At 75.0% G+C, this 25,724-nt stretch carries 25 protein-coding genes; 13 read left to right on the plus strand and 12 right to left on the minus strand.

Translation table 11 applies throughout. The annotated features are described in order from the left end of the window. The first annotated feature begins 75 nt into the window (after positions 1-75). Complete coding sequence (locus AB0J71_RS31985; RefSeq protein ID WP_352323718.1) at positions 76-573, plus strand: potassium channel family protein; 498 nt, start codon at positions 76-78, stop codon at positions 571-573. Here the strand turns inward: AB0J71_RS31985 and AB0J71_RS31990 are convergent. Next, positions 568-2,703 carry an NACHT domain-containing protein gene (locus tag AB0J71_RS31990; RefSeq protein WP_364417478.1) on the minus strand — a complete coding sequence of 712 codons (2,136 nt, stop codon included), beginning with the start codon at positions 2,701-2,703 and terminating at the stop codon, positions 568-570. The genes AB0J71_RS31985 and AB0J71_RS31990 overlap by 6 nt on opposite strands. A 121-nt stretch (positions 2,704-2,824) precedes the next feature. Between AB0J71_RS31990 and AB0J71_RS31995 the strand changes: the two genes are divergently transcribed. From AB0J71_RS31995 to AB0J71_RS32005, 3 genes are read left to right on the plus strand one after another with little or no spacing between them, the layout of a single operon-like run. Further along, positions 2,825-3,631 (plus strand): carotenoid biosynthesis protein, encoded by an 807-nt coding sequence (locus tag AB0J71_RS31995; protein WP_364417481.1) that lies wholly within the window; start codon positions 2,825-2,827, stop codon positions 3,629-3,631. Beyond that, positions 3,619-5,058: a phytoene desaturase family protein gene (crtI, locus tag AB0J71_RS32000; RefSeq protein ID WP_352323714.1), complete on the plus strand. Its 1,440-nt coding sequence runs from the start codon at positions 3,619-3,621 to the stop codon at positions 5,056-5,058. The genes AB0J71_RS31995 and crtI (AB0J71_RS32000) overlap by 13 nt, the downstream gene beginning before the upstream one ends. After that, positions 5,055-6,218 carry a glycosyltransferase family 2 protein gene (locus AB0J71_RS32005; protein ID WP_364417484.1) on the plus strand — a complete coding sequence of 388 codons (1,164 nt, stop codon included), beginning with the start codon at positions 5,055-5,057 and terminating at the stop codon, positions 6,216-6,218. Before crtI (AB0J71_RS32000) ends, AB0J71_RS32005 begins: the two co-directional genes overlap by 4 nt. On the opposite strand, the gene AB0J71_RS32010 is transcribed toward AB0J71_RS32005, so the two are convergent. Beyond that, on the minus strand, positions 6,157-6,765 hold the full coding sequence (locus AB0J71_RS32010) for a glycerol-3-phosphate acyltransferase (protein WP_352323712.1): 609 nt from the start codon (positions 6,763-6,765) through the stop codon (positions 6,157-6,159). The genes AB0J71_RS32005 and AB0J71_RS32010 overlap by 62 nt on opposite strands. Here AB0J71_RS32010 and AB0J71_RS32015 point away from each other — a divergent pair. Next, a complete protein-coding gene (locus AB0J71_RS32015; protein WP_364417486.1) occupies positions 6,737-7,444 on the plus strand; it encodes a spheroidene monooxygenase in 708 nt (235 codons plus the stop codon). The genes AB0J71_RS32010 and AB0J71_RS32015 overlap by 29 nt on opposite strands. A gap of 5 nt (positions 7,445-7,449) precedes the next feature. Here the strand turns inward: AB0J71_RS32015 and AB0J71_RS32020 are convergent, their stop codons facing one another. From AB0J71_RS32020 to crtI (AB0J71_RS32030), 3 genes are read right to left on the minus strand one after another with little or no spacing between them, the layout of a single operon-like run. After that, complete coding sequence (locus AB0J71_RS32020) at positions 7,450-8,424, minus strand: phosphate acyltransferase PlsX (protein ID WP_364417488.1); 975 nt, start codon at positions 8,422-8,424, stop codon at positions 7,450-7,452. Next, positions 8,421-9,320, minus strand: coding sequence for a phytoene/squalene synthase family protein (locus AB0J71_RS32025; RefSeq protein ID WP_364417490.1), 900 nt, complete (start codon positions 9,318-9,320; stop codon positions 8,421-8,423). The genes AB0J71_RS32020 and AB0J71_RS32025 overlap by 4 nt, the downstream gene beginning before the upstream one ends. Continuing rightward, the gene (gene crtI, locus AB0J71_RS32030; RefSeq protein WP_364417491.1) at positions 9,317-10,771 is read right to left on the minus strand and encodes a phytoene desaturase family protein; all 1,455 of its coding nucleotides are present in this window, start codon (positions 10,769-10,771) and stop codon (positions 9,317-9,319) included. Before crtI (AB0J71_RS32030) ends, AB0J71_RS32025 begins: the two co-directional genes overlap by 4 nt. A 213-nt stretch (positions 10,772-10,984) precedes the next feature. On the opposite strand from crtI (AB0J71_RS32030), the gene AB0J71_RS32035 reads away from it, so the two are divergent. Both AB0J71_RS32035 and AB0J71_RS32040 read left to right on the plus strand, forming a co-directional pair. Further along, on the plus strand, positions 10,985-11,947 hold the full coding sequence (locus AB0J71_RS32035; RefSeq protein ID WP_364417493.1) for a MerR family transcriptional regulator: 963 nt from the start codon (positions 10,985-10,987) through the stop codon (positions 11,945-11,947). A 90-nt stretch (positions 11,948-12,037) separates the two neighbouring features. Next, on the plus strand, positions 12,038-12,532 hold the full coding sequence (locus tag AB0J71_RS32040; RefSeq protein ID WP_364417495.1) for a sigma-70 family RNA polymerase sigma factor: 495 nt from the start codon (positions 12,038-12,040) through the stop codon (positions 12,530-12,532). Between the two features lie 274 nt (positions 12,533-12,806). Here AB0J71_RS32040 and AB0J71_RS32045 read toward each other — a convergent pair whose 3' ends face one another. The 3 genes from AB0J71_RS32045 to AB0J71_RS32055 all read right to left on the minus strand — a co-directional run bounded on the left by AB0J71_RS32045 (position 12,807) and on the right by AB0J71_RS32055 (position 15,317). Then, a complete protein-coding gene (locus AB0J71_RS32045; RefSeq protein ID WP_364417497.1) occupies positions 12,807-13,790 on the minus strand; it encodes a hypothetical protein in 984 nt (327 codons plus the stop codon). 156 nt (positions 13,791-13,946) lie between these two features. After that, complete coding sequence (locus AB0J71_RS32050) at positions 13,947-14,594, minus strand: hypothetical protein (RefSeq protein ID WP_364417499.1); 648 nt, start codon at positions 14,592-14,594, stop codon at positions 13,947-13,949. A 120-nt stretch (positions 14,595-14,714) separates the two neighbouring features. Then, entirely contained in the window at positions 14,715-15,317 is a 603-nt protein-coding gene (locus AB0J71_RS32055) for a cadmium resistance transporter (protein ID WP_352326336.1), read from the minus strand. 230 nt (positions 15,318-15,547) lie between these two features. Here AB0J71_RS32055 and AB0J71_RS32060 point away from each other — a divergent pair, with 230 nt between their 5' ends. Then, entirely contained in the window at positions 15,548-15,901 is a 354-nt protein-coding gene (locus AB0J71_RS32060; RefSeq protein WP_364417501.1) for a hypothetical protein, read from the plus strand. Here the strand turns inward: AB0J71_RS32060 and AB0J71_RS32065 are convergent. After that, on the minus strand, positions 15,876-16,856 hold the full coding sequence (locus tag AB0J71_RS32065) for a LysR family transcriptional regulator (protein ID WP_352326333.1): 981 nt from the start codon (positions 16,854-16,856) through the stop codon (positions 15,876-15,878). The genes AB0J71_RS32060 and AB0J71_RS32065 overlap by 26 nt on opposite strands. Before the next feature lie 134 nt (positions 16,857-16,990). Between AB0J71_RS32065 and AB0J71_RS32070 the strand changes: the two genes are divergently transcribed. The 3 genes from AB0J71_RS32070 to AB0J71_RS32080 all read left to right on the plus strand — a co-directional run bounded on the left by AB0J71_RS32070 (position 16,991) and on the right by AB0J71_RS32080 (position 21,487). Then, entirely contained in the window at positions 16,991-18,232 is a 1,242-nt protein-coding gene (locus tag AB0J71_RS32070; RefSeq protein ID WP_364417503.1) for an MFS transporter, read from the plus strand. A 27-nt stretch (positions 18,233-18,259) separates the two neighbouring features. After that, positions 18,260-18,865 (plus strand): cysteine hydrolase, encoded by a 606-nt coding sequence (locus AB0J71_RS32075; protein WP_364417504.1) that lies wholly within the window; start codon positions 18,260-18,262, stop codon positions 18,863-18,865. A gap of 69 nt (positions 18,866-18,934) precedes the next feature. Further along, entirely contained in the window at positions 18,935-21,487 is a 2,553-nt protein-coding gene (locus AB0J71_RS32080; RefSeq protein WP_364417506.1) for a hypothetical protein, read from the plus strand. Between the two features lie 36 nt (positions 21,488-21,523). On the opposite strand, the gene AB0J71_RS32085 is transcribed toward AB0J71_RS32080, so the two are convergent. Then, positions 21,524-22,348 (minus strand): phytanoyl-CoA dioxygenase family protein, encoded by an 825-nt coding sequence (locus tag AB0J71_RS32085; RefSeq protein ID WP_352326327.1) that lies wholly within the window; start codon positions 22,346-22,348, stop codon positions 21,524-21,526. A gap of 101 nt (positions 22,349-22,449) precedes the next feature. On the opposite strand from AB0J71_RS32085, the gene AB0J71_RS32090 reads away from it, so the two are divergent. After that, entirely contained in the window at positions 22,450-23,271 is an 822-nt protein-coding gene (locus AB0J71_RS32090) for a helix-turn-helix domain-containing protein (protein WP_352326326.1), read from the plus strand. Here the strand turns inward: AB0J71_RS32090 and AB0J71_RS32095 are convergent. Together AB0J71_RS32095 and AB0J71_RS32100 are read right to left on the minus strand one after the other, a co-directional pair. Further along, entirely contained in the window at positions 23,231-24,346 is a 1,116-nt protein-coding gene (locus AB0J71_RS32095; RefSeq protein WP_364417508.1) for a HAMP domain-containing sensor histidine kinase, read from the minus strand. The genes AB0J71_RS32090 and AB0J71_RS32095 overlap by 41 nt on opposite strands. After that, a complete protein-coding gene (locus AB0J71_RS32100; protein WP_364417511.1) occupies positions 24,339-25,034 on the minus strand; it encodes a response regulator transcription factor in 696 nt (231 codons plus the stop codon). Before AB0J71_RS32100 ends, AB0J71_RS32095 begins: the two co-directional genes overlap by 8 nt. A gap of 87 nt (positions 25,035-25,121) precedes the next feature. Here AB0J71_RS32100 and AB0J71_RS32105 point away from each other — a divergent pair, with 87 nt between their 5' ends. Next, positions 25,122-25,712 (plus strand): D-alanyl-D-alanine carboxypeptidase family protein, encoded by a 591-nt coding sequence (locus tag AB0J71_RS32105; protein ID WP_364417513.1) that lies wholly within the window; start codon positions 25,122-25,124, stop codon positions 25,710-25,712. The last annotated feature ends 12 nt before the right edge of the window (positions 25,713-25,724 follow it).

Raw genomic sequence — 25,724 nt, forward strand, 5'->3', positions numbered from 1 at the left:
GCGAAGAGGGCAAGGAGAGCCTCAAGAAAGAGCATCTCCGGCGGTGCGGCCGCCGGTCCGAGGAACGTTCCTCTCATGTGTGCTTCTCCGGCCGGCGTGCTGGCATGGGTGCGGAGCGCGGCCGCGGCCGCCGTGATCACCGGCGTCTACTTCGTCGTGCCGCTGCCGACCGAGAAACTCCAGGACGGCTCGCCCGAGCTGCGCGCCCTGGCCTGCCTGGCCGGGGTGATCACGCTGGCCTGGCTGCTGGGGCGGCAGGTGGCGCGCGCGCTGCGGCCCGGACGGTCCCTGGCCGAACAACTGGCGATGCTGCTGACCGTCGTCACCGTCGTGGTGGTCTTCTTCGCGGCGCTGTACTTCCTGATGGCCGCGCAGTTCCACGGCCTGCGCACCCGGGTGGACGCGCTCTACTTCTCGGTGATCACCCTGGGCACGGTCGGCTACGGCGACGTCGTCCCCCTCGGCCAGGGGGCGAAGGCCGTGGTCATCGTGCAGGTGATCTTCGATCTGATCGTCGTGACGTCGGCGCTCGCGCTCATCGTGGGCGTGTGGCGCTCGCACAGGTCGTCATGAGGGCTCCCCCTCCAGGCAGGGGACCGGGGACGCCGTGGCGGCACGGGGGTGCGTGGCCAGGTAGTCCTGGAGCTCGCGGTGCCGGAACTGGTAGGCGATCCCGGAGATCCGCAGCAGCCCGGCGTCGTAGCAGCCGTGCAGGAACCGTCCCAGCCGCCACGGCAGCCGGCCCCGCGTGGCCAGCAGGAGCCCCAGGTAGCGGCGGGCCAGCAGCGGCGACCAGGACGCCACCAGGGACATGCCGAACACCGCGCCCACCGCGGCCGCCGCGACGACCGGGATCCCCGCCAGCAGCTTCACGAACCAGATGCCCAGCATGAACCCGAATCCGGGGCCGAAGGTGAGCGCGGCCACGAGCGTCGAGACGACGTCGTTGCGGATGACCGTCCTGGGGTCGATGCCGTCCCAGGAGCCGGCGTATCCGCGCTGGACGTCTCTGCCGCTCGCCATCCCCACGCCGACCAGGAGGCCGAAGACGATCGGCGCCCACAGCGGCAGGGCGGCGCCGAACTCCATGATGACCGCCGCGCTCGTCAGGCAGCCGTACAGGGCGGCCAGCACGCCGTCCACGACGCTCCGCCTGCGGCTCTGCCCGCCGCGGGACCGGAGCAGGCCGTCCTCGTCCGCCGCGGACCACGCCTGCCGATAGGCCGTGACCGGTTCGGTCAGCAGGCGCACCGCCACCGTGCCGGGCAGCAGGAGCAGGGCGACGGCCATCACCGTCGCGCCCGAGATCCGGCCGTCCACGATCTTCACCCGCGAGAACACCGCGACGGCGGCGACGACGACGGCGGCGACCCCGGGAAGGCAGGTCGCCAGCGCCACCAGCGCGCCGAAGAACCGCGCCCGGTCGCCCGCCAGCGGCCACAACCGGTGCAGCACGAGGTCCGTGCCGGACAACACGCGCCCGTGGAGCGGCGGCCGGCCGGTGTTCGCACGCAGATGAGCGGCCAGGACGGCCAGGTAGGCGTGCGTGCGCCCGGCGTCCGGCCCCTTGCCCGCCGGGTCCGCCGCGGCCAGGCGGGCGGGGATGAACAGGCCGAGGAGATGCTCCCGTGCGGACCGCTGGTCGGCGAAGCGCGTGAGGGCCTCGGGCGAGCGCACGTAGCGCCCGGTGACCGGGTCGCGTTGCTCGTAGACGCTGACCGCCAGGGTCAGCCGCCACGGCGTGCTCAGCGCCTCGGCCAGGACATGGCCGTCGCGGGTCAGCGCGTCGAGGACCGGCCGCCAGCGGTCGGGGTCCTCCTGGTCGGTGACGGCCTGGATGAAACGCCACGCCTGGTCGCCGGCCACCTTCCCCACGTCGACCCGGACGATCCCGCGGGGGACGGCCCGGTCGGCGGCCAGGGCGTCGTACTGGTCGGTGCGGCAGGTCAGGACCATGCTGCAGCGGTCAAGCCCGTGCTCGTAGTCCTCCAGGGCGCGCAGCGCCCGCGCGGCCCGCGACCCGTAGCCCGGCTCGTCGGTCTCGTCCATCTCGTCGAGCCCGTCCACGACGGGCAGGATGCGCTCCGCCGCCACGAGCGTGCGCGCGGTCACCGGCTTCAGGCCGTACGCGGCGGTCAGGTGCCGGGCGAGCATGTCCCGCACCGGCACGTCGGGATCCAGGCTCGCCGCGGAGATCCGCACCGGGACGCGGTCCTCGGGCCGCCGGCCGTCGAGCAGCCGGAGGATCAGCTCGATGGCGAGGACGGTCTTGCCCGAGCCCGCCACCCCGGTGATCACCAGCCGCCCCGGCCCGCCCAGCTCGCGGAAGTAGGCGGCCACCTGCTTCAGGTTGCCGGCCGGCGGCGCGGAGACGGCGCCGCCGGTGGGGTGGAAGGAGAAGCCGACGTCGATGACGGCGTCGCTGCCCTTGCCGCCCAGCAGCTGTGCCCGCTGGGCCCGCTCCTCGGCCAGCACCCGCCCGGCCAGCAGCGTGGCGGCCGCCTGCACGTCGGTGTCGGCCAGCCGCTGCGCCTGCCACCAGGAGATCGCGGCGATGCCCGTCCCGGCCAGCCCCAGCCCGGCGCCGACCGGGTCGACGTCGCCGGGATAGAGCGTCCACAGCCGCAGCGCGGCGGCCGCCAGCATGACCATCCCGGCCGCCACGCCCGCCCAGAACCACCATGTCTTCGTCCGCCGGCTCACGATCCCAGCATTTCAAAGCGGGCGCCCGTCGCGTGCGGGGAACGCGACAAAGATCCTCTTCATCCCGTACCGGCTCGCGGCCCGTGCAACCCCGCGGGCGGCACGTGCGAAACACAGGTATGTGGAACGCACACCGGACCGGCAGGCGACGGGCGCGGCCCTGAGATCGGCCCTGAGATCGGCCCTGAGATCGGCGCTGCGGCCGGGCCGCGCGCTCGGCGTACTGTCGGTGCTGGCGATGATGGGCTGCCAGGTGGCGTCCGGGCTGGCCGCGCGGCCCGAGCGGCTCACCGGGGTGATCGTCGTGCTGCTGGCGGCGTGCGCCGCGGCCTTCGCCGCGGACGCCTGGGGCGCGGCCAGGGCGGCGGCCGCCTTCGCCGGGGCGGCGCTGACCGGGTACGCGGCCGAGCTGGCGGGGCTGCTCACCGGGTTCCCGTTCGGCTCCTACGGCTACAGCGACGCGCTGTGGCCGCAGGTGGCCGGGGTCCCCGTGGTGGTGGTGCTGGCGTGGGGCGGCATGGGGCTGGCGGCCCACGCGGTGGCGGTCGCTCTCGTGCCGTCCGGCGGGGTGGCCCGGGTGTGCGCGGGCGCGGGCGCGCTGACGGCGTGGGACCTGTTCCTCGACCCCCAGATGGTCCGGCTCGGCCTGTGGACCTGGGCGCGGGAGGGCTTCTACCGCGGTGTGCCGCTGAGCAACTTCGCCGGCTGGCTGCTGGTGTCGGCGCTGGTCATGGTGGTGGTCGGGCGGATCGTCCGCCCCGGCGCCCCGGCGCGCGGGCTGCTGGCGCTCTACACGGTCATGGCGGTGATGGAGACGGTGGGCTTCGCGGCGGTGTTCCAGCCGCCGGACCTGCTGGTCGCCGCCGCCGGAGGGATCACGATGGGCGCGTTCGCCGCGCCGGCATGGAGGCGGTCATGGCCGAGGTGACGGTGATCGGCGGCGGCATGGGCGGCATGGCGTGCGCGCTGCTGCTGGCCCGCCAGGGTCACGAGGTGCGGCTGTACGAGCAGTTGCCGCGGCTGGGCGGCAAGCTGGCCGAGCATCGCCGTGACGGTTTCACCTTCTCCCTCGGCCCGTCGCTGCTCACCATGCCGCGCGTGCTGCGCGAGCTCGGGCTGGACCGCGAGCTGGTCGAGCCCGCGCTGCTGTGCCGGTACCGCTTCGCCGACGGCACCGTCCTGGACGCCCACCGCGACCCGGCGCGCATGGCCGCCGAGGTCGAGCGGCTGGCGCCGGGCGAGGGCCGGGCCTGGACGGCCTTCCACCACTGGGCGCAGGGCTGCCTGCGGGCGGCGGAGCGGACCGTGTTCGCCGGGCCGCCGATCCGGCGCCAGGGAAGGCCGCGGCTGTCGGACCTGACCGCGGTGGCCCCCGCTCGCACCCTGGCCGGGCTGGCCCGGCGCCACTTCCGTGACCCCCGCCTCCGCCAGTACGTCGGCCGCTACGCCACGTACGCCGGATCGAGCCCGTACCGGGCGCCGGCGGCGCTGGGCTGCGTCCCGGCGCTGGAGCACGGGCAGGGCGTCTGGTACGCGCCCGGCGGTCTGGCCCGCCTGGCCGACGACCTGACGCTGCTGCTGAAGGCCGCCGGGGTGGAGATCTTCCTGTCCGAGCCCGTCGCCGCCGTCGAGGCCGACGCGTCCCAGGTCACCGGGGTGCGGCTGGCGAGCGGGCGCAGGGTGCGGGCCGACGTCGTGGTGGCCGGCACCGACGCCGCCGCCCTGTACGGCCGCCTGTCGCCGGACCGGCGGCGGCTGCGCCGGATCGCCCGGCTCGGCACCTCCTCCTCGGCCTTCCTGCTGCTGGCCGGGGTGGAGGGCCGCACGCCGGGGCTGCCGCACCATTCGGTGCTGTTCTCGGCCGACTACGAGCGCGAGTTCGCCGACATCTTCGACCGGGGCCGTCCGCCGCTCGACCCGACGGTCTACGTCGGCTGCTCGGCGGTGGACGACGCCTCCCAGGCCCCTGCCGGGGCGGAGAACTGGACGATGCTGGTCAACGTGCCGGCCCGGGATCCGGCCCGGTGGGGGATCGGCGTCGAGGCGTACCGGGACCTGGTGCTGGAGCGGCTGGCCGGGCGCGGCTGCGACCTGGCCGGCCGGTTGCGCTTCGTCGACGTCCTCACCCCCGCGGACCTGCGGGACCGGTACGGCTCCTGGGGCGGCGCGATCTACGGCAGCGCCTACCGGGGCAGGCTGGCGTCCTTCGCCCGCCCGGGCAACCGGGGGCCGAGACGCGGGCTGTACCTGGTGGGCGGCTCGGCCCATCCCGGCGGGGGCCTGCCGATGGTGACGCTGGGCGCCCGCATCGTCGCCGGCCTGGTGTCCCAGGACCTCGCGGGCGGTCCGCGATGAGGGCGCTGAGCGTCGCGCAGGGCGTGGCGGCGGCCGTCGTCGTGGCCCGGCTGGCGCGGGGGCGGCGGCGGCTGCCCGCGCTGCGGGCCCGTCCGGTCGCGGGCGAGGCGGTCTCCGTGGTGATCCCCGCCCGTGACGAGGAGGCCAGGATCGGCCCGTGCCTGCGCGCCGCGCTGGCCGCCCCGGGCGTCCGCGAGGTGATCGTCGTGGACGACGGCTCCCGGGACGGCACGGCGAGGCTGGCGGCGTCGCTGGGCGCCACCGTCGTCACCGCCGATCCGCTGCCGCCCGGCTGGGTCGGCAAGCAGTGGGCGCTGCGGCAGGGGGTGGCCGCCGCTCGCGCCGGGGTGGTGGTCACGCTGGACGCCGACGTCCGGCCCGCGCCCGGCCTGTTCGGGGCGCTGGCCGCGGCCCTGGACAGCTACGACCTGGTCAGCGCGGGCCCCCGGTTCGTCTGCGACGGCCCGCTGGAGCAGGCCCTGCACGCCTCCATGCTGGCGACGCTGGTCTACCGCTTCGGCCCCGTCGGCCCGCCGAGCCCGCCGCCGCCGCACCGGGTGATCGCCAACGGCCAGTGCATGGCCTTCCGGCGCTCCCGGATGGCCGAGGCGGACGGCTTCGGGCTCGTCCGCGACCGGATGACCGACGACGTGGCGCTGGCCCGCCGCCTGGCCGCACAGGGCTGGTCGGTGGGCTTCCTGGACGCCGGCGGCCTGCTGGAGGTCGACATGCACGACTCGGCGGGCGAGTTGTGGCGGGAGTGGGGCCGTTCGCTGCCGCTGGCCGACGTGACCGGCCCCGGCCGGCAGGCGGCCGACCTGGCGGTCATCTGGCTGACGATGGCGCTGCCCGTGCTGCGGCTGGCCGCGGGCCGCCCGACCGGCCTGGACCTGGCGCTGCTGGGGCTGCGGCTGTCCCTGACGGCGGCGTTGCGGGGCAGCTACCGGCGGCCCGGGGCGAGCCTGCCGCTGTCGCCGCTGCTGGACCCGGCCGCCGCGGTCCGCCTGACGCAGGCCACCGTACGGCCGGTGCGCAGCTGGCGTGGCCGCACCTACGGCGACGCCGGGCTCGCCATCGACGGCGAGGCCGGCGGCGGCGTCAGCGGGGGGACGAGCGGCGGCGGCCGGCCAGCGCGGCCTGCCCGAAACGCAGCCCGATGAGGCACATCAGCCCCCCGGTGGCCGCCACCAGCTCGGCCGGCATGAACAGCAGCTGCAGCAGCGGCACCCCGAACACCGCCAGGCGCGCGCCCGCCGCGAACGACCGCGTCGCCAGCGCCGCCAGCGTCAGCGCCGCCACGGCCAGCCCGAACGCCGGCGGGCAGATGACCGCGACCCCGCCGGCGAAGGTGAGCACGCACCGGCCGCCCCGGAAGCCGGCGAACAGCGGCCACGCGTGCCCCGCCATGGCCGCCGCCACCGCCAGGTACACCGGCGCCACGCTCGCCCCCGACACCACGCCGAAGGCGGCGGTGTGGCCGCCGCCGATCGCCAGCGCGACCAGGGCGGCCAGAGCGCCCTTCAGCGTGTCTCCGGCGAACACCGGCACGCCCGCCCACCGCCCGAGCTGCTCCTTGACGTTCCAGTACCCCGGGTTGCGGTCCCCGACGTCGCGCGGATCGACGCCGTGCGCCCGCGCTGTCAGGACCGCGACCGGCACCGACCCCAGCAGGTAGCCGATGACGACCGACCCGAGCACCTCAACCATCGCGTCGTTCCACCTCGTCCGGTACGGCGGCAGGGGGGCGATGAAGCACATGGCCTTCGACCGGCCGCTGCTGCGCCGCCCCGGCGGCCCGCTCTTCTGGCGGCTGCTCGGCACCGGCCGGGGACGCTCGATGTCGCTGGGCGCCGACCTGCGGCGCTGGGCCCTGTTCGCCGTCTGGCGGCGGGAGAGCGACCTGGCGGAGTTCCTGCGCGACTCGCCGATCGCCGCCCGCTGGCGGACGGAGGCCGCGGAGTACTGGCAGACCCGGCTGGCCCCGGTCGCCTCGCGCGGCGCGTGGGGCGGGCGTGACCCGTTCGGCGGCGTGCCGGCCCGCGACGACGGCGGGCCCGGCCCGGTGGCGGTGCTCACCAGGGCCTCCGTCCGGCCCGGCCGGCTGGTCGCCTTCTACCGGTCGGTCCCGCCGGTCGAGGAGCTGCTGGGGCGGCAGGACGGCTGCCTGGCCTCGGTCGGCATGGGGGAGTGGCCACTCGCCCGGCAGGCCACCTTCTCGCTGTGGCGGGACCGGCGGGCCGTACGGGACTTCGCCTACCGGGGCCAGGCCCACCGGCGGGTCATCGAGCAGGTACGGGCCCGCGACTGGTACGCCGAAGAGCTGTTCGCCCGCTTCGTCCCCTATGCCAGCGAGGGCCGCTGGGACGGGCGCGACCCGCTGAGCTGACCCCCTCATCCCGCCGCCGTGACGGCTGCCGCCGCGATCCCGGCCGCCGGATCCCGCTCCGCCAGCGTGTGGGCCACCAGGCAGGCGCGGGCGATCGTGGCCGCCCGCGAGGAGCCGTGCGCGACCACGACGGTGCCGCGCAGGCCGAGCAGGACGGCGCCGCCGTGCGTCTGCGGGTCGTAGCGGCGCGCCACCTCGGCGAGCCGGTCGGGGGCGGCGATGCCGGCGTCGGCCACCATGGTCAGCGCCGTGCGCACGCAGCCCTCGACGTTCTTGAGCACGACGTTGCCGGTGAAGCCGTCGGTGACGATCACGTCCACCGTGCCGGCCAGGACGTCGTGCCCCTCGACGGGGCCGTGGAAGCGCACCGGCAGCGCGCTCAGCAGCTCTTCGGCCTCCCGGGCCAGCCGGTTGCCCTTGCCCGGCTCCGCCGCGATCGACAGCAGCCCCACCACCGGGTCGGCCACGCCGAGCACGGCCCGCGCGTACCCCACGCCGAGCAGCGCGAACTGGGCCAGCATGGCGGGGCGGGGATCGGTGATCGCGCCGGCGTCCACCAGCACGCTCGCCCCGCCCGGCAGCGACGGGAGCGCCACGGCCAGGGCGGGCCGCAGCACGCCGGTAGCCCGGCCGATGCCGCGCACCGCGCAGGCGACCACCGCGCCGGTGGCCCCGGCCGACACCAGCGCCCCGCCCTCGCCCCGTCCGACCAGGTCGCAGCCGATCGCCAGGCTGGAGGCGGCCAGCGCGGTCGCGCCCGCTCCCCGCTCGGTCATGGGCACGGCGTCCTCGGCGTGGGCCACCGCGATCTCGTCCGCGGCGCCGTGCCGCCGCAGCTCCTCGGCCAGCCGCGGCGCCGGGCCGGCCAGGACGACGGGCACGCCGTGCTCGCGGCAGGCCAGCACCGCGCCCGCGACCACCTCGGCGGGCCCGTGGTCGCCGCCCATCGCGTCCAGCACCACGGGGGCCGCGCCGGTCACGGCAGCTCCACGCGGACGCGCCGCTCGGCCCGGCCCGACTCCGCGGAGGCCAGCAGGTGCCGGGCGAAGACGGCGGCCTTGCGGCGGCGCGGTACCCGAACCCGACCGGCCAGGACGTCGAAGCCGCGCCGCTCGATCTCGGCCAGGATGCCGCCGTACAGCTCGAAGGCGGCGCGCACGCACGGCCGCGAGGAGGCGACGAGCAGGCCGATGCCCTCGCCGGCGGCCCGGTAGTGCTCGCGGGCCCGCCCGGCCTCGAAGGCCAGCAGGTCGCGCACCGCCCGCCGGGTCCGCCGCTCGCCCAGCATGCCGGGCACGACGCCGAACTTGTCCAGGTCCTCCATCGGCAGGTAGACGCGGCCGCGGGCGAAGTCCTCGGCGACGTCGCGCAGGAAGTTGGTGAGCTGGAAGGCCAGCCCGAGCTGGCGGGCCGGCTCGCGGGCCGCCTCCTCGTGGCCGGGCGCCGGCTCCAGCACCGGCAGCATCATCGTGCCGATCGCGGCGGCCGATCCCGACATGTACCCCAGCAGGTCGTCGTAGGTCGTGTACCGGCGCACGGACAGGTCGGCGCGCATCGAGGCGAGGAAGGCGCGGACGTCGCCGTGCTCGATGCCGAAGGAGTGCACGGTGTGCAGGAACGCGGGCAGCATCGGATCGCCGGTCGCCGCCCCGGCCAGCCCGGCCTCGACCTTGGCGGCCAGGTCGTCGAGCGCGCGGGCGCGGTCGCCGGTCATGGTGAAGGAGTCGACGATCTCGTCGGCGTAGCGGGCGAAGCCGTACAGGGCGTGCACGTGCCGGCGTTTCCACTGCGGCAGCAGGCGGGTGGCCAGGTAGTAGGAGCGGCCGTAGCGGGCGTGGAGTTGTCGGCAGCGTTCGTAGCTGGCGGTGAGCGTCAACGGGCCTCCTTCAAGATGCGCTCGGCGGCGAGCCGGCCGGAGATCAGCACCGGGGGGATCCCGACGCCGGGCGCGGTGTACATGCCGGCGAAGTGCAGTCCCGGCACCCGCCGGGCGACGGCCGAGGGCCGCAGCCACGCCGTCTGGGTGAAGCGGTGGTCCAGCGCGAACGGGGTGCCCGCGCTGTGCCCGCGCGCCGCCCAGGCGGGCGGGTCGAGCACCAGCCGGGGCGCGCCGGAAAGGTCGCCGTGGCCGAGCGCGGCCAGGCGGCCGAGCAGCCGCTCCTCCAGCTCCGGCCGCAACCGGTCCCAGTCGGCGGTCCGCAGGTTGGGCGCGGGTTCCAGGACGCTGAGCGTGGCCTGCCCGAGGGGCGCCGCCTCGCCGTCCGGTTCGGGATGGGTGATCAGCAGGCTGGGATCGGGTTGCGGACGGCCGGCCGCCAGCGCCGTGAAGGTCTCCTCCCAGACGCGCCCGAAGTGCAGGGTGTGGTGGGCCTGGCCGTCGAGGGGACGGTCCAGGCCGACGTGCAGCACCAGGCAGGAGGGGGAATGGTGGGGGCGGCGCAGCCGCCAGTCGGCCGCCGGGCCGGGCAGCAGCCGCCGGGCGGCCAGGCGGTCGCAGGCCACGACCACCTGCCGCGCCGTGAGCCGCTCGCCGCCCGCCAGCAGCACCCCGGTGACGCCGTCGGAGTCCGTCTCGACCTGGTCGGCGCGGACGCCGTAGCGGACGTCGCCGCCCAGCTTCGCCAGCAGGGCCGCCATGGCCGAGGGGATGGCGTGCATGCCGCCGCGCCGCGGGAAGTACACGCCGCCGACGGTGTCCATGTGGGCGATGACGGCGTAGATGCCGAGCGCGCGCTGCGGCGCGAGCCCCACGTAGAGGGACTGGAAGGTGTGGGCCTTGATCAGCCGGGGGTCGCGCAGGTGGCGGGCGGCCAGGCGGTCCAGCCGGCGGAAGCCGCCCAGCCGGGCCAGCCGGAGCAGCGCGGCCGGCCGGGCCAGGGCGCGCAGCCGGCTCACGTCCGCGTCGATGAACGCCGGCCATTCCACCCGGAACAGCTCGTCGAGCAGCGCCCGGTAGCGGTCGTAGCGCGCCGCCTCGGCGGGCCCGCACACCGTCCGCACCTGCTCGGCCATCGCCTCGCGCTCGGGCAGGACGTCCAGCCGCGACCCGTCGTCGAAGACCATCCGGTACGACGGGTCCAGGCGGCGCAACGGCAGCCAGTGCCGCAGCTCCTGCCCGGCCGCGCCGAACACCTCCGCGAGCACGCCCGGCATGGTCAGCACCGAGGGTCCGGTGTCGAAGCGGAACGGCCCGAGGCGGGCGGTGCCGCAGCAGCCCCCGGGCTCGTCGAGGGCCTCGACCACGGTGACCTGACGCCCGGCGGCCGCCAGGTGGACGGCCGCGGCCAGCCCGCCCAGCCCGGCCCCGACGACGACAACCGGGCTCATCGGGCGGCCGTCCCACGCACGTGCCCGGCCTGCGAGGTCACCGTGTCCATGCACGCAGCTCCTTCTGTCGCTATGAACTGCTTTCGTGCCGGGAGCGCGCCCGGTTGCACGTCACCGGACAACGGGATCAAGCCGGACGCGCCCAGCCATGCGCCCAAGCACCCCGCAAGCGCGAAAAGATAGTCGGACACGTCGAGCGGCAGCGGGAACACCATGGACGAGGACACACCGGTCAGCGAGGACGCGGGATTCGGCATCGGAGCCGTCTCCCGGCGTCTCGGCATCCCCGCGCCGACCCTGCGCACCTGGAACCTGCGCTACGGCCTGGGCCCCAGCCGCCGCAGCCCCGGCGGCCACCGCCGCTACGGCGCCGCCGACGTGCGGCGGCTGGCCGAGATGAAACGCCTGATCGCCACCGGTCTGGTGCCGGCCGAGGCGGCCCGGCTCGCCCTCGCCCTGCCCGACACCCCTGCCGCGCCGCCGTCCGGCGCCCGGACGACGCCCGTCCCCTCCGGCGGCCTGCGGACGCCGCAGCCTCCCGGCGGGCGGCCCGCGCGGCTGCAGGTCGTCGCCGCGCTGGCCCGCGCCGCGATCATGCTCGACGGCCGCGCCGTCGCCGCCCTGGTCGAGGAGACGCTGGCCGCGCAGGGCGTGGTGTGGACGTGGGAGCACCTCTTCCTGCCCGCGCTCGACGCCGTCTGCCGGGGCCAGGACGCGACCGGGTCCGGCATCGACGCCGAGCACCTGCTGTCCGGCCACCTCCAGGCGGCGCTGCACCGGCTCGCCGGCGACGTGCCGCCGCAGTCCGACCGGCCGGACCGGCCGGACCGGCCGGTGGTCCTGGCGTGTGCCGAGGAGGAGCAGCACAGCCTTCCGGTGCACGCGCTGGCCGCCGCGCTCGCCGAACGCGGCGTGCAGACCCGCGTGCTCGGCGCCCGCACCCCCTACGCGGCGCTGGCGCACGCGATGCGGCGGCTCGGTCCCGCGGCCGTGTTCGTCTGGTCGCAGCGGGCGGAGACCGGCGACACCGCTCCGCTCGCCGCCCTGCCCGAGGTGCGTCCGGCCTGCCGGATCGTCATCGGCGGGCGCGGCTGGCAGGGCCGGGCCCCGGCGGGCGTCGTCAGGGTGTCGACGCTGCCCGACGCCGTCGCATGCGTCATGTCGACCTTGATTTGAGCCGCCCTTTCCCCCGATGAGCTTGTGACCGCCCGCCGCGCCTCGGTATGAATAAGTTTTGAATAGGTTTTTGCGGTGAGGGGCAGGCGCATGGACACCAGTGACGAGGAAGCGCTCGGCGAGTGCTACCGCACGCACGCTGCCTCCGTGCGCGCCTACCTGCGCCGGTTCGTACCCGCCCAGGAGGTGGAGGACCTGCTGCAGGTCGTCTTCGCCGACGTCTGGCGCTCGCGCGGACGGTACGACCCCGGGCGCAGCCAGGCCGCGTGGGTCTTCGCCATCGCCCACCGCCGCGCCGTCGACCATCTGCGGGTGCGGCGGTTGCTGACCGTGCCGCTGCAGGAGGCGGGCGATCTGCCCGGACGCGCCCGGCCGGCGTCCGACGCGCTCGGCGACCGCGACCAGATCGACCGCGCGCTCGCCGAACTGTCGGACGCCCAGCGGCAGGCCATCGAGCTGGCCTACTTCGCCGACCTGACCCAGCGGGAGATCGCCGACCACCTGCGCGTGCCCATCGGCACCGTCAAGGCCCGCATCTCCCGCGGGCTGCACCGGCTCTCGGACCTCCTGGCCGGAACGGCCTGAGCCGAGGATGTATACGGCGTAAACGGCCATAGTTTACTCTGTATACATGCGAGCACCGGGGAAGGCGTGGAACGTCGACCGCGCCCGTTACGACCGTCTCGTCCGCGACTTCCTCTCCCCGGACGCCTCCCGGACCTGAGCCCGTGTGACGGGAGGATCGGCCGTGGTCAGCGGCCCGTCGTCAGCGTGACCTTGCCGCGGACGAGACCGCGCTCGGCCTCCCGGTGCACGTCGGCCAGCGCCTCCAGCGGTCGGACGGCCGCCGCGTACCGGGTCAGCCGTTGGCCTCCAGCAGGCGGGCGCCGAGTGAGGTCAGGTGGTGGTGGACGGCCCGGCCGTTGCGGCGGGTGGCGATCAGCCCGGCGTTGCGCAGCACGGTGACGTGCTCGGAGGCGGTGGACGCGCTGATCCTGAGCCGCCCGGCCAGCTCGTCCGTACGGCAGCCGTGCCCGCCGACGGCCCGCATCACCCGCGCCCGCGCCCGCCCGACCAGCGCGGCGAGCGTGTCGAAGGCCGGTGACGGCAGCACCTGCCGGCCGCCGTCGGGCATCGGGACCGTGAGCACCGAGCTGCGCCGGTCCCGGGTGGTCGCGATGCCCAGGTAGCGGGGCGAGGCGCCGGAGATCGGATGCAGCAGCAGGCCGCGTCCGCCGAGATCGACGGTGATCGGCGGCCCGCCCGCGACGACCATGCCGCCGCCGTCCCAGGACAGCCGCGGGCTGAGGGTGCTGAGCGCGGAGCCGAGCCCGATCCGCGCCACCGTCTCCTGGTAGGCGGCCAGGCGCGCTTCGAGCCGGCGGCGCATGCCGGGCCATTCCGGGGCGAGGAAACGGTGGAAGAGCACGTACATGCTGTCGGCCAGGGCCCGGCGGAACCGCGCCGGATCCATGTCCAGGTCGGGCCGTCCCGGCACCCCGCTGAAGCGCCACAGGTCGCCGCCGAACTCGCGCTCCTCGGGCGGGGTGTCCAGGGCGGCGAGCGCGTCGAGCTCGTCGGAGAGCGCCGCGGTCTCGATCGGCGGGGCCACCTCGGAGGTGACCAGCCCCTCGTGCAGGGTGACGCGGGAGGCGCCGCGGTTGAGGATGTCGAGCAGCGGCAACGTCCGGCGCGGCACGGTCCTGGCGATGTCCCGCCAGACCGAGCCCTTCTCGGTCAGGTCGGGATGGTGGACGCTGAAGGCCGCGAAGATCGCGTGGGTCAGGGGCGAGACCACGAACCGGGTGGCCGCGAGGTCGCCCACCTGGAAGTTCAGACGCATGCGCCAATCGTCGCCCGATGATCCATTTCAAGCAATCGTCCGGTTGACGGGGAGCTCTTCGGCGGCGACGGCAGGCCCAAGCGCCACGAGCTCGGGCGACGTCGCCACCGTCGACACCGCCACCGTGTTCGGCCCGCCGTCGCAGGGGCCGCCGAACTAGGCCGGCTCGTCCTGGTCGCGATCCTCCGCCGGGGCGATCTGCAGGGGCGCCGTGGCCTCGCCGGTGAGCTCGCGCCCCGGGCCCAGGACGTGGCCGAGCTGCCTGGCCAGCAGCGGGACGGTCGCCGGCGGCAGGTACGCGTCCGCGCCGGCGTCGAGCAGCCGCCGGACCGGGCCGTGGTACCGGACGCCGAGCTCCGGGTCCTCGATCTCGGTGACGACCACGCGGGCCTTGGGGAACATCGACCGGAGCCCGGAGATCAGCTGCGGGCTGCCGGCGGGCACCAGCAGCACGTCGGCCGTCGCCGGGGCGGCGTGCATGTCGAGCACCACGTAGTCGGCCCCGAGCCGGTCGGACAGGGCGACCCGGGCGGCGTTCGACAACTCCATCGCGGTGGCCACGACCGTCACGCCGTCGTGGCCGACCGGCGGCGGATCGGCGGGCTCGTCCGGCGCCGCGCGGCCGACGACGGCGCCCTGGACCACGTCGACGGTGCTGGAGATCGTCGCGATCGACGCGCCGTCACGCGTGAGGACCAGGCTCTCGCCGGGTTCCAGGGCGTCAATGAGCGCCACGACGTCCTCGGGCAGGCGGGCCACGTCGATCCGCGGCGCCGGACGGGCGGCGCGTGCGCGCCTCACCATGCCCGCGCCCCCGAGGCGCCGCCCGAGCGGATCACCATCCGGGCCCCCTTCCGATGCCGTGATCTTGTTGGACGCCCCCGCCCGGCCCTTGGTTCGGGCCGCGTCGAAGTTTCCCCGGATCTAGAGCCCGAAGGCGCCGCCCTCGACGAGGATGAGCAGGCCCAGCCCGATCAGGACCACGGGCAGCAGGACGTGCCCCCACCGGCTCAGGGCGCGCGCGACCAGGGGACGGGCGGCGAAGAACCGTCCGGCCGCGCACCACACGCCGACCAGGACGAGGAACACGACGACGTACCCGGCGGTGGCGCCGGGACCGGAGGTGGCGAAGACCGGCACGTACACGCCGATGTTGTCGCCGCCGTTGGCGAAGGTGACCGCGGCGACCTCCAGCGTCCTCGGGCCGCCGGGCGGGTCGGCGTCCGGTTCGCCGTCGTCGCCGTCGCGGCGGCTCCGCCACGCCTGCCAGGCGGCCTTGACGCCCAGGGCGAGGGGCAGCAGCCCGAGGTACGGGATCAACGACCCGGGCAGGAAGGTCGCCCCGAAGCCCGCCGCCACGGCCACCGCCACGAGGGCGAGGAACCCCAGGTACTGGCCCGCCACGACCCGGACGGCGACGCCCCGCCTGCCCGCGCCCTGGGCGAAGAACAACGCCAGGATCAGGATGTCGTCGATGTTGGTGACGGCGAACAGCCCCGCGGCCTGCCCGACGATGCCCAGATTCACCAGAGAGGGTCCTTCTGTCCGGAGATGCCCGGATGACCCTATCGGGGCGCAGACGGGCCTGAGAGCCGTCGAGGCCGGCGTCCCACACCGGGCGGGTTCGGCCGAGATGCTGTTGGACACCGTGCCGGCGCGGCTTCGCTGTCGTCCACCGGACGCGGCCGGGCGGGCACGCCCGATGCGCCCCGGAGCGCGTCGGCCGCTTCCGCCGACCCCGATCGAAGGAGACCACCATGCGCGCACGCAGCGCACTCACCACCGCCGCGCTCGCCGCCGCCCTGACGCTGCCCGGCGGGCCGGCGCTCGCCGGGCCGGACGCCCACCCGCGGGCGGCGGCGGACGGCCCCTGCCGGGCGGAGCAGACCCACCGCGTCGGCGGCACGGTCATCAGGTACGAGCAGTTCGGGGCGCGGTCCGTCTGCCCGCCCGGCACCTACCAGCACTGGCACCAGGTGCACATCCGCTGCGGGATCGAGCCGGAGCGCCCCGGGCCCATGGTGGGAGGAACGTCCGTCTCGGAGGAGTGGTGCCCCAAGAACACCCTGCTCCAGGACTACTGGGTCACCCAAGGCCCGCAGGAGGGCTGACCGGCGAGGGCGCGGGCAGGCCGTGCCTCCGCCGCGCCCAGGCCGGGGCCCACGTCCCGGCCTGGGGCTCGGCCGCCGCGGCGGCGAGGTGGGCGCGCAGGGTGGCCAGCGCCGGGTGCGGGTTGTCGCGGCGCCACAGGAGCGAGTGGGGGTAGACGGGCGTGGGGCCGGTCACCGGGATGCGGCGCAGCCCGTGACCGGCGGGCCAGACGAGCCGGGTCCGGTCACCCATGAACGTGGCCAGGGCCGGGGTGTCGGCGATGGTGTCGAGGAGCACGTCGGAGCCGAAGTTGGGGCCGGTCGCCTCGATGGTGAGGCCGAACTCGGCGGCCAGGTCGTCGTAGAAGGCGGTCCACTCCGTGCCGGGGGCGAGGCCGGGCATCCAGATCCGGTGTCCGGCGAGCCGGCCGAGGGTCACCGAGCGGGCGTCGGCCAGCGCGTGGCCGGGGCCGGTGAGGAGCTGGAGGGCCTCGTCGACCACCCAGGCGGACTCGACGTCGTCAGGAAGGGGCCGGCCGGGCATGGCGACGGCGCGGAAGGAGGCGTCGATCGTGCCGGACCGGATGGCGGAGACGGCCGCGTCGATGTCGAACAACATCACCACGTCGAGGTCGATGCCGGGGTGGGCGTGATGGAAGCCGCGCATCAGGCTCGACCCCACGCCGCGCGAGGCCAGCACGTCGACCCGCAGCGGACGGCTGCCCGCCCGTACGGACGCGACCGCCCGCTCGGCGACCCGCAGCAGCTCGCGGGCGTGCGGCAGGAACGCCTGCCCGTCGATGGTCAGCTTCGTGCCGCGCGGGGTGCGGGTGAACAGCCGCACCCCGAGGTCGCGTTCCAGGGCGGCGATGCGCTTGGAGACGGCCTGCTGGGTGACCGCCAGGTCGGCGGCGGCCTCCTGGAACTGTCCCGCCTCGGCGGCGGCGACGAAGGTCCGGACGATGTCGAGGTCCATACGCACACCTTACGGACACAACCACTGGTTGTGCGGATCGGGGCATCCGGTTGTTTGATCTCCTGGCCACCGGCACGATTGCATGCTCCCGATCGCATATCGGTTGTACGGGCGAAGGACGAGGAGCGTCGGACATGAGGGACGGGCACCGGCTGGGCCGCCGGTTCGGATGGTTGTGGGCGGCGTACGGCACCAGCGCGCTCGGCACGTGGCTCGCCTTCGGCGCGTTCCCGCTGATCGCCGTCCAGGTGCTGCACGCCGGGCCGGCGGAGGTCGCGGCGTTGTCGGCGGTGGGCGCGGCGGTGGGCGCGGCCGTGGCGGTGCCGCTCGGCCCGTGGGTGGAGTTCCGCCGCAAGCGGCCCGTGCTGATCGCGGCGGACCTCGTGCGGTGCGCGGCGCTGCTGACGATCCCCGCCGCGTTCGCGCTCGGCGTGCTCACCTTCGTCCAGCTGCTGCTGCTCTCGGTCGTGGTGGCGGCGGCCGACATCACCTTCCGCGCCGCCTCCGGGGCGTACCTCAAGACGTTGCTGCCGGGCGAGCACCTGCTCGTCGCGAACGCCCGCCTGGAGTCCACGACCTGGACGACCACGATCGTCGGGCCGCCGCTGGGCGGCGCCGCGATCGCGCTGCTCGGCCCGGTCGCGACGGTGGTGGCCGACGCGGTCAGCTACCTGCTGTCGGCCCTGGGCGTCCGCGCGGCGGGCGGCGCCGAGCCGCGCCCCGGACGACGGGATCCCGCCCGCATGCGCGCCGGCGACCTGCTCGACGGCTGGCGCTACATCCTGGCCGACGCCGCGCTGCGCCCGCTGTTCCTCAACACCGCCCTGTTCAACGGGCTGCTGATGGCCGCCGACGCGCTGCTGGCCGTCCTGATGCTCGGCCGGCTGGGGTTCGCCTCGTGGCAGTACGGTCTCGCCTTCGCCGTGCCCGCGATCGGCGGGCTGCTCGGGGCGCGGCTGGCCCGTCCGCTGGTCGCCCGGTTCGGGCAGCACCGCGTCCTGGTCGTGACCGGGACGCTGCGCGCGGTGTGGCCGGTCGGGCTGGCCTTCGTGGGGCCGGGCACCGGCGGGCTGCTGCTGGTGATGGGCGTCGAACTCGGGCTCATCCTCTGCTGCGGCGTCTTCAACCCCGTCTCGGCCACCTACCGCCTCGAACGCACCGCGAACGACCGGATCACCCGCACGCTGTCGGCCTGGTCGGTGACGACCAAGGCGTCGACCGCGCTGCTGACGGCCGCATGGGGGGTGCTGGGCGCGCTGCTCGGCCCCCGCACGGCCATCGGCCTGGCCGGCGTGCTCCTGCTGGCGACCCCGCTGCTGCTTCCCCGGCGCGCCGCCGCGGCCCGTCCCGAGCCGGTGCCGGCGTCCCACGCCTGAATCCCCCTCATCACCAAGGAGACAACGATGACCGTCACGTCCCCCGAGCTCGACCCCCGCACGACCGCGCTGCTCGTTCTGGACCTCCAGCAGGGCGTGCTCGCCTCGCTGCCCGGTCCGGAGGAGCAGGAGGCGCTGCTGTCCCGGGTGGCCGGCGCCGCCGCCGGCCTGCGCGCGCACGGCGCCGCCGTCGTCCACGTGCGGCTCGGCTTCACCGAGGCCGACTGGGCGGCGATCCCGGCCGCCAACCCGACGTTCTCGCTCATCGGGCGCGGACGCCTGCTGCACCACGAGGATCCCGGCACGGACTTCCACCCGAGGGTCGCGCCCGAGCCCGGGGACCTGGTCGTCCGCAAGACCCGGGTCGGCGCGCTGTCCACGACGGACCTCGACCGGCGGTTGCGGGAGCGCGGGATCACCACGCTGGTCGTCGCCGGGCTCACCACCGGCGGGGCCGTCCTGTCCACCGTCGCCGACGCCGCCGACCGCGACTACCGGCTGCACGTGCTGTCGGACGGGGTCGCCGACCCGGACCCGCACCTCCACCGGACGCTGATGGGCGGCGTGTTCCCGAGAACGGCCCACGTCGTCGACACCGCCGGGCTGCTGTCGCTCCTGCGCGCAAGCCGATAGCCGCGAACGTTCGATTTCACTTTCGTATCGCGGGCGGGCCGAATTACCCGCGCCCCCAATACTGGGTGCATGGCTCCCTCGAACGGCGACTTCGACGCGTTCGCCTCGATGATCGACGAAAGAGTCACGGCACGCAGGGCCGCTCCGGCGCTCGTCGTGAAGATCTATAAGGGCACCCGGGCGGCCGCCCCCGGCGTCGTGGTCAAGGCGCTCGCCCGCCGCCTGCGCACGGCCGACGACCGGCCGCTCGTCCCGTACGCCGAGGTCGACGCGGCCACCGGCCTGGACGGGATCGTCGTCCAGCTGGGGAACACGACGCCACGCGGCTGGGGCACAGTGCGTTTTCCCCGTTATCGGGTGTTGAAGGCGATAAAGGAAGGTGAGCAGGCAACCGGTGCACTAGAGCTGGCTTTTCACGACCTCCACCCAAATCTCGCCTATTTCGTCCGGAGCGCCAACCAAGTAGGCGGATTGTCATTGTTTTTCCAGGTTCTGCTGTTCATCGTGGCGGGCTGGGCTATCCGGGGAGTCTTCCGCTGGTCGTGGCGCCGCCGGACCCGCGGCTGGTTCCCCGGCCACATCGGGCATGACAAGGCCGACTTCTTCCCCGAAGCCGGCCGGCTCATGTGGGGCCCCGACCGGGAGAAGCAGGAGGGGGCCCTGCTCCGGGCGCTCCTGCGCGACCTGGAGGCGGCCTTCACCCCCAGGCTGTCACCGTGGCGGCGGCGTCGCCGCAGCAGGTTCGTGCTCTTCGTCACCGGCGACGCCGCGCTCACCGACCGCGTCGCCGAAGCCGTACGGGACACCCGCGTACGCCGCACGATCGTGATCGCCGCCCCGGCGTCCGACGCCGAGGCCCCGGGCCCGGACCTCAGGTGGACGGCGAGCGCTCTCGACGGCAGGACGGCCCTCGCCACGACGGCCCTTGCCACGACGGCCCTTGCCACGACGGCCCTTGCCACGACGGCCCTTGCCACGACGGAGGGCGTCATCCAGGGGACCGACGGCCTCGACGCCGCCGCCCTGGCGGGCCGCACCAGGATCCCCGTACGGCTCGGCAGCCCCGCGCTCGCCACGACGGAGGCCGTGGCGCAGGGCCTGGCCGTGGCCGGGCTGGCGGTCGTGCTCGCGATTCCCTGGCTGCCCCCGATCCGGCCGCCGGACACCTCCTGCCTCGCGCGGCCCGCGCCCGGCTCCGCGGGCCCGCCCTCCCCGGTCCCGGACGCCGCCGGGGCGCAGCGCCTCTACGCCGCGGACAAGCAGCGGATCGAGGCCGAGAACGCCAGAGTCGCGGCCAAGGAGAAGCAGGGGTACACCGTCAAGACCGTGGTGTACCTCGGCTCCGGCGTCGTGACCTTCGAGCACCCCGAGTACAACGGCGTGCTCCCCGAACTGCGCGGGATCCGGCTGGCCCAGCAGAAGATGAACGACATGGCCGAGGCCACCCCGCACAGCCGGCGCAACTACGACGGCAACGTCTTCGTGCGGGTGAACGTCCAGGAGGCCGGCGCCGGGTACGCGAAGGCGCCCGAGATGGCGCGCCGGATCGCGGCCCAGCCGGACCGCAAGGTGCTCGGCGTCATCGGGCTGGGCGAGAGCAGGAAGGAGACGATCGAGGCCCAGCGGATCCTCGGCGACGGCGGCCTGCCCATGCTGGGCATCGGCGCCACCTCGGAGACCTTCCAGTCGCACCCGCTCTATCACCAGGTCTCCTACGACAACCCGGAGCAGGCCCGGCTCATCGCGGCCTTCGCCAGGAACGCCGGCGTCATCCCCGCCAAGGACGGCACCTGCGCCCCCGCCGCGTCGGCCGTCATCCTCGGCGACCCCGACGACGACTACAGCAAGACCCTCAGCGACGACCTCGCCGCCGAGTTCCGGCCGAGCACCCAGCTGTGGTTCTCGCCGTCGAACAAGAGCCCCCAGCCCGGCGGCAAGACGGTCTACAGCCTGTCGGCGCTGGCCGACGAGACGTGCGCGATCGTCGCCAAGGACCCGCGGCGCACCCTGGTCGTCTGGCCGGGACGGGCCCAGCGGCTGCGCGACTTCCTGCAGACCGTCAAGGGCAAGAACGCCTGCCCGAGCGCGCTCACCGTGCTGGCCGGGGCCGACGTCACCACCACGGTGGCGCGCGCGCAGCAACTGTCCTTCGACGGCGTCACGCTCTACTACTCGGCGCACGCGCTGCCCAGCCGGCCGCCGAACGAGATGGGCAAGGAGTACCTCGACCGCTACTCCGCCGCCTACGGCCACGACGCCTGGTACGACCACTGGCGCGGGCCGCTCGCCTACGACGCCCTCATGACCATGGCCACGGCCGTCAACACCGTCTGCCAGCTCAACAAGGCGGCGGGGTGCGGGCGGGGCTCGGTGCAGGTGCTGTCCTCCTTCGGCGTCGGCGGCGACGCCGGCCTGCGCGGCGCCACGGGGACGATCGTCTACCCGAGCGATCCCCGCAACGCGTCGGGCGCGGTGACCGTCGTGCCGTCCGACAAGAGGTTCCTCATCCTCCGCGACACCTCCCAAGGGCCGGTGGTGGCCATGGAGTGCGGCCGCCGCGACGGCGGCGACGTGAAGACCACCTGGGGCCCGCACGACGAGTTCGCCTGCCCCCGCCGCTGAGCCCGGTCACGCCCGCGCGCGGGGCGTGGCCGGGGCTCACCTGTCGCCGGGCTCCGCGGGGCAGGGGTCGCCGACGCGGACGGGCGGGACCGGGCAGAGCACCTTGCGACGCTGCTCGGTCAGGCCGCCGAGCCAGGACTCGTCGTGGACGTAGCCGTACCTGCTGCCCGCCCATACCGGGCCGTAGCGGTAGATGACCACGCGGCGCTCGCCGGGGTTGGTCCGGGTGGAGCCGCCGTGCATGAGCCCGTCCACGAAGAGCAGCGCGTCGCCCTTGTCCAGGTGGACGGGGATCGCGCCCGGCAGGGTGTCCATGCGGTCGCCCCTGGCGTAGTCGCCGGCCAGCGGGTGCCGGAAGTTCGACTTGTGCGAGCCCGGCACCACCATCGTCGCGCCGTCGCCCGCGCCGATGTCGGTCAGCGCGAGGATGATGTTGACCTGGCCGCACCGGAAGACGCCGTGGTCGTAGCGGTAGCCGCAGCGCAGCGCGGTGCGGTAGCCGCCGGAGTGCACGGGGTGGTGCCCGCCCGACTCGCGGATGGAGGCGATCGTCTCGTCGACGAAGACGCCCGGGATGTAGCTGTCCTCCTCGCCCGCGTAGTGCCTGACCAGGCCGAACCAGCTCGGGTGGTCGACCAGCTCCTCGAACGGCCGGCCCGCCGCCACCGCCTGGTGCAGCTCGAAGCCGGTCTCGGGGGTGTAGTCGCGGCGCTGGGCGCCCCGGTACCACTCGCCCCTGGCCAGGTGGCGGGGGAAGGCGTCGAACTCCTCGTTGAGCCGCCGCAGCAGATCCGCGTCCACGGCGTTCCTGAGGATGAGGTAGCCGTTGAGGTCGAACAGGAAGTCGTCCAGCTCGGACATGGTGGAACCTCCGGGGTGTGGTGAGATGCCGCCACTCTGCCGTGATGGGGTCGTTCCGGTCATCCACCCGGAAGATCGCAGATGTCGCATATCCTCAAGGTGTGCGATCTCTCGCCCAGGTCATCGGCCTGCAGGCGTTCCACGTGACGTCGGGCCCCATGCCCCGCTCCCACCTCCACCCCGAGGTCGAGTTCAACCTCGTCCTGTCGGGCACCGCCAGGTACGCGACCGTCGGCGGCGAGGTGGACCTGCCGCCCGGCCGGCTCGCCGTCTTCTGGGGCGGCTACCCGCACCGGCTGCTCACGGCCGAAGGCGTGGACTTCCTGTGGGCCACCGTCCCGCTGAGCGCCGTCATCGGCCACGACCCGCTGCGCGGCGCGGTCGAGCGGGCGCTGTCGGGAGAGTTCCTGTACGGCACCGCCGCCGAGGGCGAGCACGACCGCTTCCTCATGAGCCGCTGGGACCGGGAGCTGCGCCACGAGCCGGCCCCCGCCGTGGCCGAGGTCTGCCTGCTGGAGATGCACGCCCGGCTGGCCCGCCTGACCGGCGGGCCGCGCGGGACGGCGCCCGCCGAAGCGGCGGCGGCCGGATCGGCCGAGCGGATGCTGGCCGTCGTCGCCCGCCGCTACACCGACCGGCTGACGGTCGAGGAGATCGCCGAAGCCGCCGGGGTGCACCCCACCTACGCGGCCCTGGCCTTCAAACGCGCCCTCGGCATGCCCCTCTGGCAGTACGTCACCCGGCTGCGGGTCGCCCACGCCTGCCGGTTGCTGCTGGTCACCGGCTGGGGCGTGGACAGGGTCGCGCACGCCAGCGGCTTCCGGACGAGGTCGAGCTTCTACCGGGCCTTCGGCGAATCGACCGGCCTGACGCCCACGGAGTTCAGGCGGCGGGCGAGCGCCGACGGGGGGTGCCCTCCGTGACGCCCGCCGGGAGGCGCACGGTGACGCGCAGGCCCCCGGACGGGCGCGGGACGAGGTCGAGCGCCCCGTCGTGCGCCCGGACGATGCTGCCGACGATCGCCAGGCCCAGCCCGACCCCCGCGTGATCGGCGCGGACGCGGTCGGTGCCCCGCCGGAACGGCTCCACCAGCGTGGGGACCACGTCCGGGTGCAGCTCGTCGCCGGTGTTCTCGACGGTGAGAGTCACCGTCCCGGCGTGCACGGCGGTCGTGACCCACACCATGCCCTGCCCGGCGAGGTTGTGCACGATCGCGTTGTGCACGAGGTTCGTCGTCATCTGCAGCAGCAGCGCGGGCGAGCCGGTGGCGGGGGCCAGGTCGCCGGCGGTCTCGACGGCGAGGCCGCGCCGCTCGGCGAGGGGCAGCAGCGTCTCGACGGCCTCCTCGGCGATCAGCGACAGGTCGACGCGCTCGCGCGGGAAGGACCGCTGGTCGGCACGGCTGAGCAGGAGCAACGCCTCGGTGAGGTCGATCGCCCGGGTGTTGACCAGATGGAGGCGGTCGACGAGCTCGGCGGGGTCGCGGGTGGGGTCGGTGCGGGCGACGTCGAGCAGCGTCCGGGCGACGGCGAGCGGGGTGCGCAGCTCGTGGGAGGCGTTGGCGGCGAATCTGCGCTGCTCGGCGACGTGCGCCTCGAGCCGTACGAGCATGGTGTCGAAGGCGTCGGCGAGCTCGCGCAGCTCGTCCGCGCGGCCCGGCAGCCGGATGCGGTGGGAGAGCGAGCCGCCGGTGACTGCGCGGGCGGCGTCGGTGATGCGGGTCAGGGGCGCGAGCATCCGGCCGGCCAGCAGCCACCCGCCCACGAGGCCGAACACCATCAGGAACACCAGCACGAGAGCCGCGACCGGGGCGAACGACCGCAGGATGGCCGAGCGGTTGACCATGAAGTCGCCGGTGGAGTAGATGGCGTCGTCGGGCAGACCGCGCATGTAGTACACCCCGACGGCGCCGAGCGGCACGAGGCCCGCGACCACGAGGAACCCGGCGTAGCTCAGGGTGAGCTTGAGCCGCACGCTCAGCCCGGGGGCCCTACCCACGATCGTCCCCCTCGCTCCCGGCCGCCGGCGCCGTGTCGATGCGGTAGCCGACCCCCGGCACGGTGGCGATCACCCAGGGCTCGCCCAGGCGCTTGCGCAGGGACGAGACCGTGATGCGGACGGCGTTGGTGAAGGGGTCGGCGTTCTCGTCCCACGCCCGCTCCAGGAGCTCTTCGGCGCTGACGACCCCGCCCTCGGCCGCGACGAGGACTTCGAGCACGGCGAACTGCTTGCGGGTGAGCGCGACGTAGCGGCCGTCGCGGAAGACCTCGCGGCGGAACGGGTCCAGGCGCAGGCCCGCGATCTCGTGCACCGGCGGCCTGCTGTGGGCCCGCCTGCGGTCGAGCGCTCTGAGGCGGAGCACGAGTTCGCGCAGCTCGAAGGGCTTGGTGAGGTAGTCGTCGGCGCCGAGTTCGAAGCCGCTGGCCTTGTCGTCGAGCCGGTCGGCGGCGGTGAGCATGAGGATGGGCATGCCGCTCCCGGAGGCGACGATGTGCCCGGCGATCTCGTCGCCCGAAGGGCCCGGGATGTCGCGGTCGAGGACGGCGATGTCGTAGGCGTTGACGCTCAGCAGCTCCAGGGCGGTGTTCCCGTCGCCGGCGATGTCGGCGGCGATCGCCTCCAGGCGCAGGCCGTCGCGGACGGCTTCCGCCAGATAGGGCTCGTCCTCCACGATCAGTACCCGCATACCCCTGACCGTACGGCCCGGGGCCTATCGCCGGCATATGAAAAATCCCATACGGGCCGGCAACGGCCCGCTGCCTTGACTGGCGGCATGATACCCAGCGGACCAGCACGAACGGCAGCCCGCCTGGCCCGACCGGCCCTGGTGGCCGCGCTCGTCGTCCTCGGTGTGACGCTCGCCTCCGGCGTCGTCGTGCATCAGGCGGCGACGTCCCCGGCCGTCTCGGCGTACGAGGAGGCCGAGGGGGCCGTGCCCGACGGCGCGACGGTCTTCGACGACGGGGTCCCGGCCGTCGCCGGCCTCGACGCCGACCTGCTCCGGGCCCTGCGCCGGGCGGCGGCCGCGGCGGCGGGCGACGGCGTCGAGTTCGTCGTCAACAGCGGCCGGCGTTCCCCGGCCTACCAGGAGCGGCTGCGCCTCGAGGCGGTCGCCCGGTACGGCTCGGCGCGGGAGGCCGCCCGATGGGTCGCCTCCCCGGACAGGTCGTTGCACGTGTCCGGGGACGCGGTCGACCTGGGGGCGGCCGCCGCCGGATGGTTGTCGGCGCACGGCGCCGCGTACGGGCTGTGCCAGATCTACCGCAACGAGCCCTGGCACTACGAACTGCGTCCGAAAGCCGTCGGCCGCGGCTGCCCGCGCATGTACGCCGACCCCACCCGCGACCCGAGGCTGCGGCGCTGACCCGCGTCCCGC

Origin of the sequence: Nonomuraea sp. NPDC049637 (genome assembly GCF_040675235.1) — a bacterium.
GTDB lineage: Bacteria > Actinomycetota > Actinomycetes > Streptosporangiales > Streptosporangiaceae > Nonomuraea.

What these genes read in the sequence shown, in the direction of transcription:
- AB0J71_RS32065 (WP_352326333.1), bottom strand. Translation starts at nt 16,856, where the DNA reads ATGGACCTCGACATCGTCCGGACCTTCGTCGCCGCCGCCGAGGCGGGA.
- AB0J71_RS32040 (WP_364417495.1), top strand. Translation starts at nt 12,038, where the DNA reads ATGGACACCAGTGACGAGGAAGCGCTCGGCGAGTGCTACCGCACGCAC.
- crtI (WP_352323714.1), top strand. Translation starts at nt 3,619, where the DNA reads ATGGCCGAGGTGACGGTGATCGGCGGCGGCATGGGCGGCATGGCGTGC.
- AB0J71_RS32070 (WP_364417503.1), top strand. Translation starts at nt 16,991, where the DNA reads ATGAGGGACGGGCACCGGCTGGGCCGCCGGTTCGGATGGTTGTGGGCG.
- AB0J71_RS31985 (WP_352323718.1), top strand. Translation starts at nt 76, where the DNA reads ATGTGTGCTTCTCCGGCCGGCGTGCTGGCATGGGTGCGGAGCGCGGCC.
- AB0J71_RS32080 (WP_364417506.1), top strand. Translation starts at nt 18,935, where the DNA reads ATGGCTCCCTCGAACGGCGACTTCGACGCGTTCGCCTCGATGATCGAC.
- AB0J71_RS32105 (WP_364417513.1), top strand. Translation starts at nt 25,122, where the DNA reads ATGATACCCAGCGGACCAGCACGAACGGCAGCCCGCCTGGCCCGACCG.
- AB0J71_RS32085 (WP_352326327.1), bottom strand. Translation starts at nt 22,348, where the DNA reads ATGTCCGAGCTGGACGACTTCCTGTTCGACCTCAACGGCTACCTCATC.
- AB0J71_RS32035 (WP_364417493.1), top strand. Translation starts at nt 10,985, where the DNA reads ATGGACGAGGACACACCGGTCAGCGAGGACGCGGGATTCGGCATCGGA.
- AB0J71_RS32050 (WP_364417499.1), bottom strand. Translation starts at nt 14,594, where the DNA reads ATGGTGAGGCGCGCACGCGCCGCCCGTCCGGCGCCGCGGATCGACGTG.
- crtI (WP_364417491.1), bottom strand. Translation starts at nt 10,771, where the DNA reads ATGAGCCCGGTTGTCGTCGTCGGGGCCGGGCTGGGCGGGCTGGCCGCG.
- AB0J71_RS32010 (WP_352323712.1), bottom strand. Translation starts at nt 6,765, where the DNA reads ATGGTTGAGGTGCTCGGGTCGGTCGTCATCGGCTACCTGCTGGGGTCG.
- AB0J71_RS32075 (WP_364417504.1), top strand. Translation starts at nt 18,260, where the DNA reads ATGACCGTCACGTCCCCCGAGCTCGACCCCCGCACGACCGCGCTGCTC.
- AB0J71_RS32100 (WP_364417511.1), bottom strand. Translation starts at nt 25,034, where the DNA reads ATGCGGGTACTGATCGTGGAGGACGAGCCCTATCTGGCGGAAGCCGTC.
- AB0J71_RS32045 (WP_364417497.1), bottom strand. Translation starts at nt 13,790, where the DNA reads ATGCGTCTGAACTTCCAGGTGGGCGACCTCGCGGCCACCCGGTTCGTG.
- AB0J71_RS32060 (WP_364417501.1), top strand. Translation starts at nt 15,548, where the DNA reads ATGCGCGCACGCAGCGCACTCACCACCGCCGCGCTCGCCGCCGCCCTG.
- AB0J71_RS32005 (WP_364417484.1), top strand. Translation starts at nt 5,055, where the DNA reads ATGAGGGCGCTGAGCGTCGCGCAGGGCGTGGCGGCGGCCGTCGTCGTG.
- AB0J71_RS32015 (WP_364417486.1), top strand. Translation starts at nt 6,737, where the DNA reads ATGACGACCGACCCGAGCACCTCAACCATCGCGTCGTTCCACCTCGTC.